The 19,322-nt window shown below is 68.5% G+C and carries 17 protein-coding genes; 9 read left to right on the top strand and 8 right to left on the bottom strand.

Annotated elements, in window-relative coordinates; genetic code table 11:
• Window positions 1-464 precede the first annotated feature (464 nt).
• Both BY998_RS20065 and BY998_RS20060 read left to right on the top strand, forming a co-directional pair.
• Window positions 465-914, top strand: a complete 450-nt coding sequence (locus BY998_RS20065) for a hypothetical protein (RefSeq protein ID WP_110353476.1) — start codon at window positions 465-467, stop codon at window positions 912-914.
• Between the two features lie 2 nt (window positions 915-916).
• The gene (locus BY998_RS20060) at window positions 917-2,152 is read left to right on the top strand and encodes a biotin/lipoyl-binding protein (RefSeq protein ID WP_110353475.1); all 1,236 of its coding nucleotides are present in this window, start codon (window positions 917-919) and stop codon (window positions 2,150-2,152) included.
• A 578-nt stretch (window positions 2,153-2,730) separates the two neighbouring features.
• On the opposite strand, the gene BY998_RS20055 is transcribed toward BY998_RS20060, so the two are convergent.
• The 3 genes from BY998_RS20055 to BY998_RS20045 all read right to left on the bottom strand — a co-directional run bounded on the left by BY998_RS20055 (window position 2,731) and on the right by BY998_RS20045 (window position 5,852).
• Window positions 2,731-4,257 carry a tripartite tricarboxylate transporter permease gene (locus BY998_RS20055; protein ID WP_110353474.1) on the bottom strand — a complete coding sequence of 509 codons (1,527 nt, stop codon included), beginning with the start codon at window positions 4,255-4,257 and terminating at the stop codon, window positions 2,731-2,733.
• 29 nt (window positions 4,258-4,286) lie between these two features.
• Window positions 4,287-4,784: a tripartite tricarboxylate transporter TctB family protein gene (locus BY998_RS20050; RefSeq protein ID WP_110353473.1), complete on the bottom strand. Its 498-nt coding sequence runs from the start codon at window positions 4,782-4,784 to the stop codon at window positions 4,287-4,289.
• An 81-nt stretch (window positions 4,785-4,865) separates the two neighbouring features.
• Window positions 4,866-5,852 (bottom strand): tripartite tricarboxylate transporter substrate binding protein, encoded by a 987-nt coding sequence (locus BY998_RS20045; RefSeq protein ID WP_110353472.1) that lies wholly within the window; start codon window positions 5,850-5,852, stop codon window positions 4,866-4,868.
• Between the two features lie 583 nt (window positions 5,853-6,435).
• On the opposite strand from BY998_RS20045, the gene BY998_RS20040 reads away from it, so the two are divergent.
• The gene (locus tag BY998_RS20040) at window positions 6,436-8,121 is read left to right on the top strand and encodes a methyl-accepting chemotaxis protein (RefSeq protein WP_110353471.1); all 1,686 of its coding nucleotides are present in this window, start codon (window positions 6,436-6,438) and stop codon (window positions 8,119-8,121) included.
• A gap of 62 nt (window positions 8,122-8,183) precedes the next feature.
• On the opposite strand, the gene BY998_RS20035 is transcribed toward BY998_RS20040, so the two are convergent.
• The 3 genes from BY998_RS20035 to BY998_RS20025 form a co-directional block, all read right to left on the bottom strand.
• Complete coding sequence (locus BY998_RS20035) at window positions 8,184-9,398, bottom strand: DUF2252 family protein (protein WP_110353470.1); 1,215 nt, start codon at window positions 9,396-9,398, stop codon at window positions 8,184-8,186.
• Window positions 9,399-9,533: 135 nt separating this feature from the next.
• The gene (locus BY998_RS20030) at window positions 9,534-10,010 is read right to left on the bottom strand and encodes a YeeE/YedE family protein (protein WP_110353469.1); all 477 of its coding nucleotides are present in this window, start codon (window positions 10,008-10,010) and stop codon (window positions 9,534-9,536) included.
• A complete protein-coding gene (locus BY998_RS20025; protein WP_110353468.1) occupies window positions 10,007-10,420 on the bottom strand; it encodes a YeeE/YedE family protein in 414 nt (137 codons plus the stop codon). The genes BY998_RS20030 and BY998_RS20025 overlap by 4 nt, the downstream gene beginning before the upstream one ends.
• A gap of 312 nt (window positions 10,421-10,732) precedes the next feature.
• On the opposite strand from BY998_RS20025, the gene BY998_RS20020 reads away from it, so the two are divergent.
• From BY998_RS20020 to BY998_RS20000, 5 genes are all read left to right on the top strand, one after another.
• Window positions 10,733-10,936 (top strand): hypothetical protein, encoded by a 204-nt coding sequence (locus tag BY998_RS20020; RefSeq protein WP_110353467.1) that lies wholly within the window; start codon window positions 10,733-10,735, stop codon window positions 10,934-10,936.
• A gap of 158 nt (window positions 10,937-11,094) precedes the next feature.
• Complete coding sequence (gene cysE, locus BY998_RS20015; RefSeq protein ID WP_245421671.1) at window positions 11,095-11,865, top strand: serine O-acetyltransferase; 771 nt, start codon at window positions 11,095-11,097, stop codon at window positions 11,863-11,865.
• A gap of 422 nt (window positions 11,866-12,287) precedes the next feature.
• Window positions 12,288-13,679: a family 2B encapsulin nanocompartment shell protein gene (locus tag BY998_RS25105; RefSeq protein WP_110353466.1), complete on the top strand. Its 1,392-nt coding sequence runs from the start codon at window positions 12,288-12,290 to the stop codon at window positions 13,677-13,679.
• Window positions 13,666-15,708 carry a family 2A encapsulin nanocompartment cargo protein cysteine desulfurase gene (locus BY998_RS20005; RefSeq protein ID WP_110353465.1) on the top strand — a complete coding sequence of 681 codons (2,043 nt, stop codon included), beginning with the start codon at window positions 13,666-13,668 and terminating at the stop codon, window positions 15,706-15,708. Before BY998_RS25105 ends, BY998_RS20005 begins: the two co-directional genes overlap by 14 nt.
• A 268-nt stretch (window positions 15,709-15,976) precedes the next feature.
• A complete protein-coding gene (locus BY998_RS20000; RefSeq protein ID WP_110353464.1) occupies window positions 15,977-16,258 on the top strand; it encodes a hypothetical protein in 282 nt (93 codons plus the stop codon).
• A 118-nt stretch (window positions 16,259-16,376) separates the two neighbouring features.
• Here the strand turns inward: BY998_RS20000 and BY998_RS19995 are convergent, their stop codons facing one another.
• Window positions 16,377-16,727, bottom strand: coding sequence for a hypothetical protein (locus BY998_RS19995; RefSeq protein ID WP_181425575.1), 351 nt, complete (start codon window positions 16,725-16,727; stop codon window positions 16,377-16,379).
• 405 nt (window positions 16,728-17,132) lie between these two features.
• On the opposite strand from BY998_RS19995, the gene BY998_RS19990 reads away from it, so the two are divergent.
• On the top strand, window positions 17,133-18,494 hold the full coding sequence (locus BY998_RS19990) for a cytochrome P450 (RefSeq protein ID WP_110353463.1): 1,362 nt from the start codon (window positions 17,133-17,135) through the stop codon (window positions 18,492-18,494).
• A 71-nt stretch (window positions 18,495-18,565) separates the two neighbouring features.
• Here BY998_RS19990 and BY998_RS19985 read toward each other — a convergent pair whose 3' ends face one another.
• Window positions 18,566-19,318: a DeoR/GlpR family DNA-binding transcription regulator gene (locus tag BY998_RS19985; protein ID WP_110353462.1), complete on the bottom strand. Its 753-nt coding sequence runs from the start codon at window positions 19,316-19,318 to the stop codon at window positions 18,566-18,568.
• Window positions 19,319-19,322: the final 4 nt, after the last annotated feature.

The following is a 19,322-nucleotide window of genomic DNA, read 5'->3' as shown; positions in this document are numbered from 1 at the left end:
TGAAACACATAAAATTCTTCGATTGAGGCATGTATTTTGATCAAATTATGGGATCGGCGCTGATGCAATAGCTCAATGCTAAGCTATGCATAGTTGCAAATGATGTTGCAGCTTTGCGGTGGCTCGATGTACTCATTCAACTGTGGCTCGGTTGGGTGCTCGTGATGCGACCAAGCGAGCAATTTGGGGAGGGCTTGTCATGAAGCTTGTCCTTGTCGCTTTCGGTTTCTTCGTGGGCTTGATCGCTTACCTCCCAACCGAGGCGAGTGCAGTCGTCTGCGCCAGAGGCGTTTACCGGGGCGGATGCGTCGGCCCCCAGGACGCGGTTGGCATCCGACGCGGCATCTATGGACCGCGAGCCGTGGGTGTTCGGCGCTGATAAGGCCCAGCTGAACGATCGGCATCTGTGCTCGATGTAGAATTCACCGGGTCATACAGCTACGTCATTTCTGCTGGAGGCCGGCATGACTGCCACGCTGAACCCCGCCGCCCCTCATCATCTGCCACCGTTTATCGCCGCCCCTGGTGAAACGGATATCCTCACGACGGCTGCAGCCGTGATCCTCGTTCTCGCTACCCTTGCTGTCGGGCTCCTCTTCCTGCGCCTGCACACGCTGCCCGAGCGGATCGCCCATAAGAGCCATAAGCTGCAATTCGAAATCGTCGCCGTATTGGGCCTGCTGGCCCTCTTCACGCACGTGCATCTCTTCTGGGTGATCGGCCTGCTGCTCGCCCTGATCGATATCCCCGATTTCGGAGGAGCGCTCAGCCGGATGGCTCGGGCACTCGAGCGGATGGCAGGCATCCCTCGTGCCGAGACCACCGAGGAGGCCGGCATCGTCACTTCCCTCAAGATGCCGACGCCCTCGTCGCGGTCCGGGCCGAGAGTTGTACCGACGAACACGGGAAGCTGACCATGCTTGAGCTTCTGCTCTGCTCGGTGCTGACGGTGCTCCCGGACTACCTCTACCGGCGTTTCGCGGAAGGGAAGCGGATCGGAAAAGAGATCACACTCTACTCGATGTGGTTCGAACTGCGCTGGGGCATCATCACATGCCTGATGCTTACGGTCGGCTTGATAACGGTAATATTTTATTATCACCCCTCTACAACAAGCGCTACTCTCTATTTCAGGACCGTCCCCATCGCTCCTGAGATCAGTGGGCGAGTTGCACAGATCTACGTGAGTGGCGTGAGCAGCGAGGTCAAGCAGGGGGCGCCGATCTTCAGGCTCGACAGCTCGACTCAAGAGGCAGCGGCCGAGGCGGCCCGTCGCAAGATCGCGGAAGTCGAGGCCAGTATGGTATCGGCCAGAACCGACATCGCGGCAGCCGACGGCAAGATCCAAGAGGCAGCGAGCGCCGTTCAACAGGCCGTCGACGAACTGGAAACCAAGCAGGAGTTGAACCGGCGCAACGCCGCCATCGTTGCGCCGCGCGAGATCGAGAAACTGCAGAACCTCGTGAAAGGCCGCCGCGGTGCGTTGGCGGCAGCGACTGCCGCCAAACAATCGGCCGAGGCGCAGATATCCAGCCTACTTCCCGCACAGAAGGCGAGCGCCGAAGCGGCTCTCGCGCAGGCCAAGGTGGAACTTGCCAAGACCATCATTCGAGCTGGCGTGAGCGGACGGGTGGAGCAGTTCACGCTGCGGGTCGGCGACATCGTAAACCCACTCATGCGCCCGGCCGGTGTGCTGATCCCGGACGTCTCCGGGCGCAGAACCGTCATCGCGGGCTTCGGACAGATCGAGGCACAGGTGATGAAGGTTGGTATGGTCGCAGAAGTGGCCTGCGTGTCGAAACCATGGACCGTCATTCCCATGGTGATAACTGGTGTGCAGGACTTCATCGCCGCCGGCCAGTTCCGTGGTGGCGAGCAACTGATCGATCCTCAGCAGGTCGTGCGACCAGGGTCCATCCTCGTCTTCCTCGAGCCACTCTACGATGGAGGCCTCGATGATGTGGCTCGTGGCAGCAGCTGCATCGCGAATGCCTATACCAGCAATCATGACTTGATCGCCTCCGGCAGCGTGGGCGGGTTCAAAAGCTTGATGTTGCACGCGATCGACGCAACGGGACTCGTGCATGCAATGATCTTACGTATGCAGGCACTGATACTTCCAATCCGAACTCTCGTTTTCAGCGGACACTGAGACAGCAATGCTTCAATATATGCCAATTTTTAAATGCAAATTGGATATACAGGATATCTGCTATCTTAGATAAGATATTCCGTGGCGCCCTCCCGAAAAGCTTCCGCTTTTGGGGTAACAGCAGCCACTTCCGGCGGCTCGGCACGCTGCCGGCTTCACCGAGGAAGTGGCGCAGGGCTATGCGGTGACCGAAGGCAAGCCCATCCCTCATGGAAAGACCGCCCGGGACTTCGTCGGATCAGACGGTGTCAGGACATCGCCGTTCAGGGTAGGCCGGCTCTATCGGGATCGGGGCGCCTGTCTGTCACATCGTTCCCGCCTCTGGCGCCTGAACTGCCATACGCCTCGCGATCGTAAGCGCGCGTCACGGAGGGCGAGCCGATTCCGGCTCGCCCGGGGCCGTGGCGGTGGAACCGTTTGAGGCGGCCGCCGCCCCCGGCGAGAGGAGCGACGTCGACCGGATCGTGCTGCTGTCCGGCCTCGCCGCCCTCCTGATTCTGCCGGCCCTGCTCGCTCTGCTCTGACGCTGTGCGTCCGTGAGATCCGACCCGCCGCGCGGAGCCGTGGCCGGCCCCGCCTCAGGGCGAGAGTGGGGCCGGCCGGGTGAGGCCGGCCTTGCGTGCCAGCCGCTTGCGCAGGTCGCTGAGCGGCCCCCAGAACAGGAGCAGCAGGCCGACGACCATCAGGGTCGAGACGAGGCCATTCGAGAAGAAGACGGACAGGTCACCGCCCGAGCCGAGCAGCGCCTGCCGGAAGGCGTCCTCGGCGCGGTCGCCGAGGACGAGCGCGAGCACCAGGGGCGCGAGCGGATAGTCGAGCTTCTTGAAGATGTAGCCGACGACCCCGAAGACCAGCATCAGCCAGATGTCGAAGCGCGAAGATTCGACCGTGAAGGCGCCGATGGCGCAGACGACGAGGATGATCGGTGCGACGAGCGCGAAGGGAATGCGCATGATCGCGGCGAAGACCGGCACGGTCGCGAGCACGATCAGGAGTCCGGCGAGGTTGCCGAGATACATCGAGGCGATCAGGCCCCAGACGAATTCCTTGTTCTCGACGAAGAGCAGCGGCCCGGGCTGAAGGCCCCAGATCATCAGGCCGCCGAGCAGCACCGCCGCGGTGGCCGAGCCGGGGATGCCGAGCGCCAGCATCGGCAGCAGTGCCGAGGTGCCGGCGGCGTGCGCCGCGGTCTCGGGGGCCAGCACGCCCTCGATGTCGCCGCGCCCGAACTGTTCCGGCTGGCGGGAGAAGCGCTTGGCGAGGCCGTAGCCCATGAACGAGGCCGCGATGGCCCCGCCCGGGGTGACGCCCATCCACATGCCGACGACCGACGAGCGGATCAGCGTCGCCCAGTAGCGCGGCAGGGAGGCCCAGGTGCGCAGGACCACGCCGAGATCCATGGCGGCCCGCTTGCCCTTGAAGTGCAAGCCCTCCTCGATGGTGAGCAGGATCTCGGAGACGCCGAACAGGCCGATCACCACGACGAGGAAGTCGAAGCCCTTCATCAGCTCGGGCGCGCCGAAGGTCAGGCGCAGGTCGCCCGAGATGGTGTCGAGGCCGACCGCCGCGAGGAGGAAGCCCAGCGCCAGGGAGACGACGATCTTGGCCTTGTTCTCCCGGCCCATGCCGACGAACGAGCAGAAGGTAAGGAAGAAGACGCCGAAGAATTCGGCCGGGCCGAAGCGCAGGGCGAACTTGGCCACCAGCGGCGCCACGAAGGTGATGAGCACGACGCCCGAGAGCGCACCGATGAAGGAGGCCGTGAAGGCCGCCGTCAGCGCTTCGCCGGCCCGGCCCTGCTGGGCCAGCGGATAGCCGTCGAAGGTGGTGGCGACCGACCAGGCCTCGCCGGGAATGTTGAACAGGATCGAAGTGATCGCGCCGCCGAACAGGGCGCCCCAGTAGATCGACGACAGCAGGATGATGGCCGAGGTCGGGTCCATGCCGAAGGTCAGCGGCAGCAGGATCGCGACGCCGTTGGGGCCGCCGAGGCCCGGCAGCACGCCCACCACGATGCCGAGCAGCACGCCCACCACCATGAACAGCACGTTGTGCCACGTGAGCGCGACCTGGAAGCCGAGCAGGAGCTGGTTGAGGTCGTCCATGACAGTGTCTCCGCCGCGGGCCGGTCAGGTCAGTAGCCGAGGAAGGCTTCGATCGGTCCCTTGGGCAGGGGGACCCGGAACTGCAGCTCGAACACCCAGAAGGAGATGAGCGGCACGAGCACGACGGCGAGCGCGGTCTGCCACCAGCGGAAATCGCCGAGCATGATCATGAATAGAGCCATGAACAGCGCCGAGGCGACGTAGATGCCGAGGAAGGCGATCGCCAGTACGTAGAGGAACAGCGGCACGAAGACCTGGGCCACGAGCCGGAGCTGGCCGTAGGTCACGAAGACGCTGTCCTCCCGCCGCAGGGCGCTGACGAGCGCGGCGATGGCCGCGATGCCCAAGATCGCGGCGACCCGGGCCGGGAAGAAGCCGTTCTCCGGCCCGTTGTCCCAGCCCGCACCGCGCTCGTAGGAATCCCACAGGGCCAGCGCGGCGAGGCCGAGCAGCAGCAGCGCCACGACGATCTCGACGGCGCGGCGCGACAGGCCGCGCTCGGCAAGCGGGGGGGAGGCTTCGGTCATGATGGGCGTTTCCAGAACAGGTGTTCGCCCCGGCCGCGCCGCCCACCGGCGAAGCGGCGGGCGGCGGGGCCGGGAGCGGGCTCAGTTCGTCGCGATGAACCCGGCCTTGGTCATCAGCTCCTTGTGCTTGCGCTCGTCCTCGGTGAGGAAGTCGACGAAGCTTTGGCCGGAGCGGAAGTCGGGCACCAGCGCGTTGCGCTCGAGATAGGCCTTCCAATCCGGGGTCTCGGTGACCTTCCGGAACAGCTCGACGTAGAAGGCCTGCTGCTCCGGCGTGACCTTGCCGGGCATGAACATGCCGCGCAGCATCTGGTAGGTGACGTTCATGCCCTGCGACTGGCAGGTGGGGATGTCGGACCACGCCATGTCGGCGGTGACCTTCTGGGAGTAGTCCATCGGCTTGTCGGAGAAGGCGCAGAGCGGCTTCACCGCGCCGGAGCGCCAGTTGGCGACCTCCTCGGCCGGGTTGTTCATGTTGGCGTCGATGTGCCCGCCCGCGAGCTGCACCGAGGCCGGACCGCCGCCCTGGTAGGGCACGTAGGTGATCTTCGTGCCCGTCGCCTGCTCCATGGTCACGGAGATCAGATGGTCCTCGCGCTTCGAGCCGTTGCCGCCGGTCTTGAGCGGCGGCTTTGCGGCCTTGGCGGCCTCGATGAAATCGCCGGCGGTCTTGTAGGGCTTCTCGCTGTTCACCCAGAGCACGAAGGCGTCCTGCGCCATCATCGCGATCGGCGTGAAGTCCCGCCAGCTCACCGGAAGCTTGGTGGAGAGCGGCGTCATGTAGATGCCGCTCGAGGTGGTGATGAGCTTGTGGGGGTCGCCAGCCGACTTCTGGATGTCGAGCATCGCCTCGCCACCCGCCGCGGCGGGTTTGTTGACGATGATGACCGGCTGCTTGACGAGGTTGTTCTTCTGGATCGCCCCCTGGATCGTGCGCGCCATCTGGTCGGAGGATCCGCCGGGCGGGAAGGGAACGATGATCTCGATCGGCTTCGTCGGCTCCCAGGCCTGTGCCGAGGCAGCAGACAACAACAGGGCCGCGATCGCGGCCTGCACGGCAACTCTCATGGCGTTTCCTCTCGCAGTGCTCTTTGCGGCACGCGGTCCGTTCATCTTGACCTCGACGGCCAGCCTACCGCACCGAAGGCCCCACGACGAGGCCGTTCGGATGGATGAGCGCTTGCCGGCACGGTCCGCGAACCGTCGAAAACCGGAGATCGAGAGGCGCAGCCTGGACCTGGGCTGACGACCAGCGGAACTTTGAATTATATCGCAGGGCCATGCAAGCGGATTGATATGAATTATGCACGCACATTCGGCGCGGCCCGGTCGAGCGAACGGCTTCGGGATGGCCGGCACCCGGGATCGAATCGAACGGGCCGCGATCACGCATCTCCCCATTCCTTCCGCTGCACCATCGGCCTGCCGTTCCTCCGGAGCCGCGGGGTCGAGCGGGCTTCATACCGACGCGACGGGCATGGGCAGCGAACACTGCACAAATCCAGCGACACCATCAAATGATATGCGAACGAGCCAAAGTCCATCAATTGATAGGACAGAATTAAAGATCATGCGTGCGGACGGCTAACTACATTTTAAGTCTGTTTCTGCTCTGTGTGAGGGATCGGCCAGCCCCATCGGTCCCAGAATTATGCGCATTTCTCTCAAGACCATCCTGATCGGTGCGATCGGCCTCCTCGCACTCTCGGCCGCGGCCCAGGGTGTGATGAGCGCCGTCAAGCTCTCTTCCATCCAGCGCGAGGTGACACAGGTCGCGACGAACTGGTTGCCGTCGGTCAACGCCGTGAACACGCTGAGCACCGGCACGCGGGACATGCGGGTGAAGCTGTACCGGCTCGTCGTCACCTCGGACACGCCCCAGGCGCTCGTCGACAACGAGAAGGGCCTGAAGGTGTCGATGCAGAATTTCGACGAGTTGCGCCGCACCTACGAGCCGCTGATCGCCAGCGCCGAAGAGAAGGCGATCTACGACGGGTTCCTTCCCCTCTGGACCCGCTACATGGAGAGCCAGCAGAAGGTGCTCGATCTCATGAGGGCGGGACAGAAGGCGGAAGCCCTGGCCCTCACCACGAGCGCGGGGATGGCCGACCTGAACAACGGCGCCGTCCGGGCTCTGCAAAAGGCCGTCGACTTCAATCGCGACGGCGCGAAGCGCAGCGCCGAGACGAGCATCGAGAGCGCCGATTCGGCCCTGCTGACCGCCTACGTGTCGATGGCGATCTCTTTCGCCGCCGCGGTCGGCGCGATGCTGTTCAGCCTCTTCGGGATCGCGCGGCCCATCGAGCGCATGACGGGCACGATGGGGCGGCTTGCCGGGGGCGACATTTCCGTGGCGATCCCCTCCCAGGGCCGGCGTGACGAGATCGGCGACATGGCCGCCGCCGTCGGCGTGTTCAAGGACAACATGATCCGGACCCAAGCGCTGGAGAAGGAGACCGAGGTGGCCCGGGCCGGCGCGGAGGCGCAGCGCAAGGCGGCGATGCACGAGATGGCCGACCGCTTCGATGCGGCGGTGGGCGGCATCGTCGGCCGGGTCTCCTCGGCGGCCGCCGAGTTGCAGGCCACGGCGCAGAGCATGAGCGGCACGGCCACCCAGACGGCCAGCCAGTCGACCAGCGTGGCGGCGGCCGCCGAGGAGGCCGCCTCGAACGTCAACACCGTCGCCGCCGCGGCCGAGGAACTCGGCTCCTCGGTTCAGGAGATCGGCCGCCAGGTCAGCTCGTCCGCCACCATGGCGCACGCCGCCGTGCAGGAGGCCTCGCAGACGGCCGGCCTCGTGCAGCAGCTGAACACGGCGGTCGGCCGGATCGGCGACGTGGTGACGATGATCACCAGCATCGCGGGCCAGACCAACCTGCTCGCGCTCAACGCCACCATCGAGGCGGCGCGGGCGGGCGAGGCCGGTCGCGGCTTTGCTGTTGTCGCGGCCGAGGTGAAGGAACTGGCCAACCAGACCGCCCGGGCCACCGAGGAGATCGGCGATCACATCAGCCAGATTCAGGGCTCGACCAGCCAGGCGGTGGCGGCGATCGGCAGCATCACGGCGCGCATCCAGGAGATCAGCAACGTCTCCACCACCATCGCCGCCGCGGTGGAGCAGCAGGGCGCCGCCACCCAGGAGATCGTGCGCAACGTGGCTCAGGCCGCCATGGGCACGGGCGAGGTGACGAGCAACATCGCGGGCGTCGCCGGTGCGGCCGAGGAGACGGGGGCCGCCGCGAGCCAGGTGCTGGCCTCGGCCTCCGAGCTGTCGCGCCAGTCGGAAAGCCTCGGCACCGAGGTCGACCGCTTCCTCGCCACCGTGCGCGCGGCCTGAGATCCCGCGACTTCGGGCGCTGCCATCCGGCCCGCCCGAAGTCGCAGGGAACGGCGTTCGCGTCAGGCGGCGTCCGCTCCGGCGTAGGAGCGGCAATGCTGCAGGTAGCCGACTTCGTGGCGGCCCGCGAGCTCGACCACGCTCGACCAGAGCCAGGACGGCGCGCCCTCCCCCTCCGCCTTGCCGCGCGTCACCGCGCGCCGCCACTCGGCCCGAACCGCCCGCTCCATCTGCCGCCCATGGGCCGTGCCGACCACATGGGCGAGGTAGCGCGCCGCCTGCACGGCCTCCTCGCGTCCGAACTGATCGACGTCGAGCTTGAGATCCTGCGGCAGCAACTCGCGCATGACGATCGGCTTGCCGAGGAGCCGCACCGGCAGCATGCGCTCCCCTAGGTTCGGCGAGAGCGCCCGCGCACCGGCCACGACCCGCTCCGCCGGATCGTCGGGCATCCGGACACCGGGGGCCGGGGGCGCGGCCGCCGCGACCGCTTCCTTGAGATCGACCAGGGCGAGCCGGCGCTTGCCCTCCTCGGCGTCGATGCGCACCAGCGCCGCGTAGCGCAGGAAGCCGAGCGAGCTGCAGCCCTTCATCCAGTAGGCGGCATCGATCAGGCGCATCTGCGCCCCGCCGTCGCGCCCGTTGAGGGCAAGGACGAGTTCGCGCACGGCGTCCTGCGCGAAGAGCGCGTCGAGGGCCGCGCGCTCCTCCGCGTCGAGGGCCCAGAAGCGGCGCCCGAGGGGGATCGACGGCTCCACATCCTTGAGGCGCTCGCGGGCGAGGTGCTTCCAGTGCCGGCCGAGCGCCCGGCGCCGGACCGTGCGCACGGCGTCGGGCTCGGCCGGGGCCGTGCGGTCGGCCTCCCCATCCGGCGCGGCGAGGCCGGCGGCGTAGCCCCGCACCATCTCCTCCAGCATCCGGGAGGTCACGATGCCGGGCAGGTTGGAGCCGCGCGCGGCGCTCGCGAGCGACAGGCCGAGCCGGACGAGATCGTGGGCCGGGTTGCCGATCACGGTCTGGTCGAGGTCGCGGATCTGGATCGCGACCTGCCCGTCCGCGTCGGCAAGCGGCCCGAGATTGCCGAGATGGCAGTCGCCGCAGATCCAAACCGGCGGCCCCTCCGGCAGCGTGCCCCGCGGCAGCCCGTCGAGCCATTCGTAGAACTTCAGGGTGTTGCCGCGGACATAGGCATGAGCGGATTTCGCCATCTTGAGCGCCCGTTGCCGTTCCAGAACGGATTCGCGCTCCGCCCGATCCACCGTTTCAACCGCAGCCATCCGATCCTCTTCGTCCCGCCTCCGGCCCGGCCCGGGTCCCGGCCGGACGACGGACAACGCCGGAGGCCGCCCCCGGCTCACGCGGCCGAACGTCTCTGGTGTGGATGATTTCCTTCGCCCGAACGTGCGGCCGCATCACCGCGCGTCGCGCGAGGCGGCCGTGAAACGGGCGCCCGAGGCAGGCAAGGCGGCGTGGAGGCCCATGCCGGCGAGCATCGCGAGGACGAAGACGGCGACGGGCAATGCCCCGGTCGAGAGCGCCGCCACCGCCGGACCCGGGCAGAAGCCTGCCAGGCCCCAGCCGATTCCGAACAGGATCGCACCGAGAATCAGCGGCGGATCGATCCGCGTCTTCGTCGGTTCGTGGAACCGCGCGTCGAGGGCCGGGCGGCGCAGGCGCCGGGCCAGGGCATAGGCCGCCGCCGAGACCGTCACGGCCCCGCCGAGCACGAAAGCGAGGCTCGGATCCCAATCGCCCGCCACATCCAGGAAGCCGCGCACCCGGGCGGGATCGAGCATCCCCGACAGGGAGAGCCCGAGCCCGAACACGAGTCCGGAGCCCAGGGCGACCGCGGGGCGAAGCCCGGCGGCGAGGCGCGCGCCCGCGCTCACGACAGCACCCGGACGAGCGTCACCGTCAGCACGCCCGAGGCCAGGAAGGTCAGCACCGCCGCGAGCGAGCGCGGCGAGAGCCGGGCGAGGCCGCAGACGCCGTGGCCGGAGGTGCAGCCCGAGCCGAGCCGGGTGCCGAACCCGACGAGGAGGCCTGCCAGCGTCAGGATCGGCAGGGACGCCGCGATCCGCATCTGCGGCCAGGCGCCGGTCAGTCCCGCGAAGGCGACCGGTCCGAGCATCAGCCCGAGGAGGAAGGCGCCATCGGCGAGCCAGCGCAGGCCGCCGGGACGGCCGAGCCCGGCGAGGATGCCGCTCACCCCGGCCACGCGCCCGTTCAGCAGGATCAGCATCGCGGCCGAGAGGCCGATGAGAAGGCCGCCGGCGAAGGACGGCAGGTAGGAGAGCATCGCGCGTGCCCTTGCGAGGCGGTGTCGGGGCGGCAAGCCCCCGCTTCCGACCGGCCTAGCGCGGGTGGAAGCGTGGAACAAGACTTGTCAAACGAGGCTCTGTCGATAATTATCAAATTACAACAATGATTTAGCAAAGATAATGCTCCCTTTCGCCCCAGACACGCAAGTATTTTTCTCCCCCGCCCCCTCGCGGGCGGAAGGCTCTTCCCAGCCCTTCCCGCGGACCTTCCCGCGGACGCGTCCGGGCGAGCGGCGCGCGTCCCGGCCAACCGGGGATCGTCACGGGATCCCGGCATCAAGGACACCATCATGCTGACTGCGACGATGCTTCCGGGCGATCAGGTCGTGTTCGATCGGCTCGACCTCGCCGAGACCCTCGGGATCTGGCGCCACGCCCGGGGCCGGGTGGTCGGCATCCACGGGCAGGCGGGCCGCGCGACGATCGACGTGAAGTTCGACGGCCACGACACCCTGCAGAGCTACCTGCCGGACCTGTTCCGGCGCATCTCCTGACCCGACCGGACCGCCCGACGATGCACGGCCACGACGAGCGCCGCGATGCGGCCGGCTGGGGCGCGCCCCGCCCCCTGCCCGAACTTCCGGCGCTGGCGATCACGCTGCCGCTGCGCGCGACGAGCCGCAGCACGGCGGAGACCGACGTCTGGGCCGCGATGCGCGCCGAGGCCGAGGCTGCGCTGATCGAGGAGCCGCTCTATGCCGGCCTCGTACAGGCGACGGTGCTCGACCAGCGCGGGCTGGCCGAAGCGCTCGCCTACCGCCTCGCCCACCGGCTCGGCGACGGCGACCTTTCCCGCCTGACCATGCGCGACCTCTGCCTCGCCGCCTTCGAGGCCGACCCGCATGCCGGCGCCAACGCGGTGCGCGACCTCGTGGCGATCCGCGAGCGCGACCCGACCTGCCGCCGCTACATCGACCCGTTCCTGTTCTACAAGGGTTTTGCCGCGCTGGAGGGCTACCGGGTCGCGCACTGGCTCTGGCATCAGGGCCGCGCGACGCTGGCCCTGCACGTCCAGAGCCGCATCTCCGAGGTGTTCGGCTGCGACATCCACCCGGCGGCGCGGATCGGCTCGGGCGTGTTCATCGACCACGCCACCGGCGTCGTCATCGGCGAGACCACGGTGGTGGCCGACGACGTTTCGATCCTCCAGTCGGTCACGCTCGGCGGCAACGGCAAGGAGAGCGGCGACCGGCACCCGAAGATCAGCCGCGGCGTGCTGCTCAGCGTCGGCGCCAAGGTGCTCGGCAACATCCGGGTCGGCGAGGGGGCCAAGGTGGCCGCCGCCGCGGTGGTTCTGCACGACGTGCCCGCCCACACCACCGTGGCGGGCGTGCCGGCGCGGGTCGTCTCGCGCCTGCGGGCCGATGAGGAGCCGGCACAGAGCATGGATCAGTCCTTCGTCGGGTACGGCGACGGGATCTGAAGGAGGCCGCTCCGGCCTGCGGAAAATCATTCCGCGCAAGGACGTTCCATCGATTTCCATCAGTGGAAGTGGATGAAGAAATATTTTCTATAAAAATATCGATATATGCAATCACAGCATCGATAACACAGTCTACAGAAAGAGCCTTATTGCCTTTTGTCGGAAAATTGGAAAATTATTCCGTTGACTCGCCATCATCGCGACGCCTAGACATCAGGTGTTCGGGCGCCTGAACCCGCCGGAACGGATCTCGACCAATATTGAAACGCGCACGCGCAAGTCTAGCGCGGTACGGAGTGGTCCTCGATCCACGCCGTGCCGGCGGCTGCCTGCCCGTGAGCCGGACACGCCGTCCTGGGCGCGGTCCCGCGCCGCGCCGGCCGATAGACCGCCCCCTGCAACGACCAAGGAGACGACGAGCGATGAGTGGACCGGGCCTGAGCGTGAGCGCATCCGCTGCGCGCAATCTAGCGACCGCGACCGTCACCTCGGTCCAGAACGTCGCCAACACTCCGCGCTTCCTCCTGCGTCTCCTGCCCTTCGTCGACGTCGCCGGCGGCGTCTACCGCGTCAACCGTCGCGCCGTGGTGCTGGCCAAGCCCGGCCGCATCGATCTCAGCGCCGAGGACAAGTGCCGCACGGTCCGTCCCGGCTCGCTGCGCGCCGTGCCGCTGTTCAGCCGCCTGGGCGATGCCGAACTCGCCGCGCTGGCGGGCAAGTTCACGCAGACGCAGCACAAGGCCGGAGACGTCATCGCCGAGGAGGGCTCGTCGGGCCGCAGCCTCGTGGTGGTGGCCGACGGCACCGTCGAGCTGACCCTGTCGGGCCCCTACAAGGGCCGGCTGCGCCAGGGGCTCGCCACGCGGGGCGACTATTTCGGCGACGACGCGCTCGTCGGCGAGGCCGGTCCGGCGCCGGCCGTGAAGGCGCTCTCGGCGGTGACGCTGCTGACCCTCGACCGCGCAGCGATCGAGGATGACGGCATCCGCTCGCGCATCGGCCAGTACCAGGAGGAGCGCGACCGCCTCAAGGGGCACACCAACTCCCACGGCGAGCAGGGCATCGAACTCCTGGCGGTCCATGCCGGCGAGCCGCGCCTGCCGACCACTTTCGTCGATTACGAGATCGACCCGCGCGAGTATCACCTCTCGACGATCCAGACGATCCTCAACACCCACACCCGGGTCACCGACCTCTACTCCAACGAGATCGACCAGTTGCGCGAGCAGATCCGCCTCACGGTCGATGCGGTGAAGGAGCGCGAGGAGTGGGAACTCCTGAACAACTCGCAGTTCGGCCTGCTCGGCGAGGTCGCCGGCCGCCAGCGCATCCCGACCCGCTCGGGACCGCCGACCCCGGACGACCTCGACGAGCTGCTGACGCTGGTCTGGAAGAAGCCCGCCTTCTTCGTGGCGCATCCGCGCGCCATCGCCGCCTTCGGCCGCGAGGCCACCCGCCGCGGCGTGCCGCCGGTCGTCGTCCACCTGTTCGGCGCGCCCTTCATGACATGGCGCGGCGTGCCGCTGGTGCCGAGCGACAAGCTGCCGATCGACACCGATCCGGTCACCGGCGCCCAGACCACCTCGATCCTGCTCCTGCGCGTCGGCGAGGGCGAGCAGGGCGTGGTCGGCCTGCAGAAGTCGGGCGTGACCGGCGAGATCGAGCCGGGTCTGTCGGTGCGCTACATGGGCACCAACGATCACTCCATCGCCTCGCACCTCGTGACCCGCTACTTCTCGGCCGCCGTGCTGGTCGAGGATGCGATCGCCCGCCTCGATAACGTGCTGCTGGGCAACTACCATGACTACGCCTGACGCACCCGTTCTCGGTCTTCCGACCGGCAGCGCGGGCGAGCTGGCGCATGCCGATCTCGTCGGGCGCCTCGCCCGCGAGATCTACGGCCAGGGACAGGCGGCCGGCGCGCCGTTCCAGCCCCACCTGCCGCAGACGCCTCAAGTCCCCGATGACTTCGGGCGAGGACCTGGGCTTGAGAGCCTCCCCACCGGTTCCGGGCAGCCCGCACTGCCCGGCGTTGCCCTCGGTACGCCCTCCGTGCCGTCGGGCGCGCTGCCGTCGGGCTTTCAGCCCGACGTCTCGGCCCAGGCCGCGCGTTCCTTCGGGGCGCCGCCGGTCGGCCTGCCGGGTCTGACCGGCCCGTCCCACGCCAACCTTTTGGGCGCGACGCCCGCGCCGACGAGCGCGAACGTTTTCGACGTGGCGGCGATCCCCGCGGTGTACCCGTTCCAGAACCAGAACCGGTTTCCGGAGTACTTCGTGCCGAGTGTGCCCGACGTGGCGGCCGCGATCCCCGGCGGCCCCGACCTGCACCGCCAGATCGCGGACGACCATCCCCGCGCCAACGGCTTCGCCCACGCGCTGGCGCCGCACCTCGTGCCGCGCGATCCCGGCAAGCCCGGCGGCGACGCCGCGCAGGAGCATTTTTCGCGCACCGGCCAGCTCTCGCATCCGCGCGGATCCGCCCCCGACAACACGAGCGATTACTACTTCCTGAGCCCGGCCCCGCCGCCGGTGCGGGGCAAGAAGAGCGCCGCCCAGCCGCGAGTCGAGCCGTCGCGCCACGAGGGTCCCGCTCCGCGGGTAACCTCGCACGGATCGGTCCCGGCCGGCCCGCCGTTCGATGTCGAGCACGTGCGAAAGGACTTCCCGGCGCTGCACCAGAGCGTGAACGGGCATCGGCTCGTCTGGCTCGACAACGCGGCCACCACCCACAAGCCGCAGAGCGTGATCGACGCGACGAGCGAATTCTACGGCCGCCACAACTCGAACATCCACCGGGCCGCGCATACGCTGGCGGCGCGCTCCACGGACCTGTTCGAGGGCGGGCGCGAGAAGACGCGGCGCTTCCTCAACGCGCCCGCTAAGGACGACATCGTCTTCCTGCGCGGCACCACGGAGGCGATCAACCTCGTCGCCAACTCCTACGGCCGGACGAATGTCGGCCCGGGCGACGAGATCATCGTCTCGACGATCGAGCACCACGCCAACATCGTGCCCTGGCAATTGCTGGCGCAGGCGACCGGCGCGACCATCCGGGTGATCCCGGTCAACGACCGCGGCGAGATCATCTTCGAGCAATACGCCGCCCTGCTCTCGGGCCGCACCAAGATCGTCTCGGTCACGCATGTCGCCAACGCCCTGGGCACGGTGAATCCGATCCGGGAGATCATCGCTCTGGCCCATGCCTACGGCGTGCCGGTGCTGGTCGATGCAGCGCAATCGACGCCGCACATCCCGATCGACGTGCAGGCGCTCGACACCGATTTCCTGGTCTTTTCCGGCCACAAGGTGTTCGGGCCGACGGGCATCGGCGCCCTCTACGGGAAAAAGCACCTGCTCGAGGCGATGCCCCCCTGGCAGGGCGGCGGCCACATGATCGAGGACGTCACCTTCGCCAAGACCGTCTACAAGGGTGCGCCGGAGAAATTCGAGGCGGGCACGCCCGACATCGCCGGTGCGGTCGGTCTCGGCGCCGCGCTCGATTACCTGGAGAGCGTCGGCCTGCCCGCGATCGCGGCCTACGAGCACGACCTGCTCGACTACGCGCAGGAGGGCCTGGCCGAGGTGAAGGGCCTGCGCCTGATCGGCACGGCGCTCGACAAGGCGAGCGTGATGTCCTTCACGGTCGAGGGGCTGAGCAACGAGGCGGTCGCCCACCACCTCGATTCCCTCGGCATCGCCGTGCGTTCGGGCCATCACTGCGCCCTGCCGGCCCTGCGCCGCTTCGGCGTGGATCAGTCGGTGCGCGCCTCGCTGGCCTTCTACAACACGCGGGAGGATGTCGATCTCTTCCTGCGCGGGCTGCACACCCTGCCGCGGCCCTGAGGCTGCGACACCGCGCACGCATGATGGCGTGGACGGGTCGGCGATGAGGCAGGATCATCGCCGACCGGAATGCCGGACAACGCCTGGTCCGCTCGGGCCCGAGGAGCCTGCTGCGAAGACGCCCCTCGTGTGCAGACCTATGTTGCGGCGATCGGTATTCGTTCCCGCCTTGAGTCCGCTATGCAATATCGCGACGCGCGCGGCGGCTGATTCGAGGTGCACCATGACGTGGCCGGCAGGATGGCGAAGCAATCGCCGAAGCTTCGAGATGGCCGAGATCAGCACGCGCCACATGACGCAGGTCATGGCTGACGCCATCGGACAGGTGCTGACCAACCTACCCTCCGACCAGCGCCAGAAGGCCTTCTTCCTGATCGGTGCAACGGCCATCTGGTCTGCCGAGCAAGTGAAGGGCGATTCCTCTGAACTTGTGAAATCTGTCATCCGGCAAATGGCGCATGCCCATGTCGAGCATGCGCTTCAGGCGATCGGAAAGAAGCTCGGCCTCAGCCTGCCCGATGTCCAAGGGGATGGCACCAAGCGGCATTGAAGCCGGAATCCTGCGCTCCGCCCGGGCGGGGCGTTGCGCGGAGAGGACGCCGAACTCCGTCATCACCGCGCACTTCCGACGGTTCCGACCGGCTCGGGCCTTGCCGTCGCGACAGCCCTCAGAGCGGCCGGCCCGGCACCTTGGCGAAGAAGGCGCCGACCGCCGCGAGCGCCCCGAGCAGCAGCAGCAGCACCGACAGGTACTGCATCGGAATCCAGAACAGGGTGTGGCGTGAGCGCAGCACCACGGTCTGTCCGGTGCGCGGATCGACGAGTTCGCGGTCGGGGCGGGCGTTCAGCCGCGTGCCGACGACCCAGTTCAGGGACGCCGCGGCGAGCCAGACGGCGACGACGCCCGTCGGCGTCGGCACGCCGATGCGCGCGAGCGCGGGATCGAGGAGCACGCTGAGCACAAGAGCCACGCCCGCGATCAGCACGGACAGCACGCCCCAACCGGACCAGATGATCATTGTCGCTCTCCTCCATCATAGCCACGCGCTTTTGGCCACGCGCTTTCGGCCAAGCGCTTCTGGGCCCGCGCTTTGCAGCCCGTTTCCCGCCACCGGCAGCGTCCCGGCCCAGGCGTCGTGGACCGCGCAGACGCGATTTCGCCGCCGGACGAAGGGTGCAGGACCGTCCATGAGCCATTTTCGCATGATCTACGAGGGCACGGCCTACGCACCGGCGATCACGTCGTCCATCCGGGCGAGCCGCCGCAGCACGGCCTGACCGGCACCCTGCGCCGCTGATCCGGCCGAGAAAACCTCTGCGGCGTCATCCGCCGGGTTCTTCCTCCACCGCGCTCGCGCCGGCGGGCGTCAGCGCCTAGAACGCGTCACGACCGCCCGTTCACGGGCGCGAGAGGAACTGACGGAATGGACATGCAGGCTCCGCCCAGCCACGCGGCGCCGCGTCTGGTGCCGCCGGTGCCGGTCCCGCCGGAGCGGGAATTGCCGACGCTGCGCTTCATCGCGGCCATGCGCACCAACGGCATCGGCTGCTGGCCGGCCGCGGCCTACGAGACGCCCCTGCGCCGCCGCCGCCTGCTCGGGCGCACGCGCTTCACCGTCAGCGACCCGGACGCCGTGCGGCGCGTGCTCGTGGACAACGCCAGCAACTACGCCCGCACCCCGATTACCATCCGCGTGCTGCGGCCCATGCTCGGCGACGGCCTGCTCATCAGCGAGGGGGCAGCGTGGCGCCACCAGCGGCGCACGCTGGCCCCCGCCTTCACCCCCCGGGCGGTGGAGATGCTGGTGCCCCACATCCTCTCGGCCAGCGACGAAGCGGTCGTCGCCCTCGAACGCGAGGCCGCCGCCGGGCCGGTCGATCTCTTCACCGCGCTCCAGCGGCTCGCCCTGGAGATCGCCGGGCGGACCATGTTCTCGGTCGGCACGGCGCGCCACGGGGCGCGGCTGCGCGGCTTCCTCGAAACCTATGCCGGTCGGCTCGGGCGCCCGCATCTCAGCGACGTGGTGGTGCCCCTGCGCTTCGCCACGCCGCTCGACCGCGCCCGCGCCCGCTTCCGGCGCGACTGGGTGGCCTTCCTCGACACCGTGATCGCCGACCGGGACCAAGGTCAGGAGGAACGATCCGGGGGCGAGGCGCGCGACCTCCTCGACCTGTTGCGCGCCGCCCGCGATCCCGAGACGGGACGCGGCTTCTCGCACGAGGAACTGCGCGATCAAGTCGCCACGATGATCCTGGCCGGGCACGAGACCACGGCGGTGACCCTTCTCTGGGCCTGCACCCTGCTCGCCCTCTCGCCCGAGACGCAAGAGGCGGTGGCTGCCGAGGCGGAGCGCGCGGACAAGCCCTTCACCCGCGCGGCGATCGAGGAGACGATGCGGCTCTACCCCCCGGCCTTCGTGCTGGCCCGCCGCGCGCTCGGCCCGGACAGCCTCGCCGGGGAGGCGGTCGCCGCGGGCGACAGCGTGACGATCTCGCCCTGGCTGCTCCACCGGCACCGCCGGCTCTGGCAAGACCCCGATGCCTTCGATCCCGGCCGGTTCCTGCCCGGGGCGCCGCCCGTGCCGCGCTTCGCCTACCTGCCCTTCGGGGCGGGGCCGCGGGTCTGCATCGGCGCGGCCTTCGCGCTCACCGAGGCGACGCTGGCACTGAGCCGGATCGTCGGACATTTCCGGCTCGCGCGGGCGGATGCGCGCCCGGTGCTTCCGGCCGCCGTGGTGACGACGCAGCCCGACCACGCCCCCGCCTTCCGGCTGACGCGGCGATAGAGCCTCGTCCCGAACAGTGGCCACCGGCGCTCGAAAAAAGACGTTGCAAAACAAGGGGCCGGCGCGGCCGGTCAGGTACAGCGCAGGTCGATGTCGTGCCGGGCGAAGCGGTCCGCGAAGGGCTCGGGCGGGGGCCGGTCGGTCACCACGGTGAGCGGCGCGGCGAGGTCGAAGGTCTGAAGGCTGGCCTGACGCCCGAACTTGTGGGAATCGACCAGCAGCACCGCCCGCCGGCTCTGGCCCCGCAGCGCGCGGCGCAGGAACGATTCGTGCTCGTCGTAATCCATCCAGCCCTGCGCGAGGTCGCAGGCGGCGATGCCCATGACCGCGAGGTCGAAGACGTGCCGCCGGACGTAGTCCACGGTGTCGTAGCCGACGAGCGCGTTGTCCTTCGGCCGCAGCGTGCCCGGCGTCAGGTTGACCCGGACCGGACTGTCGGCGAGCAGCAGGGCGAGATCGACGGAGTTCGTCGTCACCGTGAGCTTGCGGGTGGTCAGGCGCCGGGCGAAGGCGAGCGTGGTGGTGCCGGTGTCGATGAAGAGCGACATCCCGTCCTCGACGCACCCTTCGGCGAGGGCAGCGATGCGCCCCTTCTCGCGGCTGTTGAGCCCGCTGCGCTCGACCGGGGGACGCTCCTGATCGAGGCGCGGCAGCACGGCGCCGCCGTGGATGCGCCGCAGCAGCCCGCGCTCCTCCAGCATCTTCAGGTCCCGCCGGATCGTCTCGTCGGAGACCGCCAGGATGGCGGCGATGCTGGTGACGCCCACGCGCCCGGTCTGGGCGAGCTGCGAGAGGATTTCCTCGTGGCGATGATCGGTCAGCATTCCG

The sequence above is a fragment of the Methylobacterium sp. B4 genome, assembly GCF_003201865.1.
Taxonomy (GTDB): domain Bacteria; phylum Pseudomonadota; class Alphaproteobacteria; order Rhizobiales; family Beijerinckiaceae; genus Methylobacterium.
The sequence above is the reverse complement of the archived record's forward strand: the minus strand, read 5'-3'. Positions and strand labels throughout refer to the sequence as shown.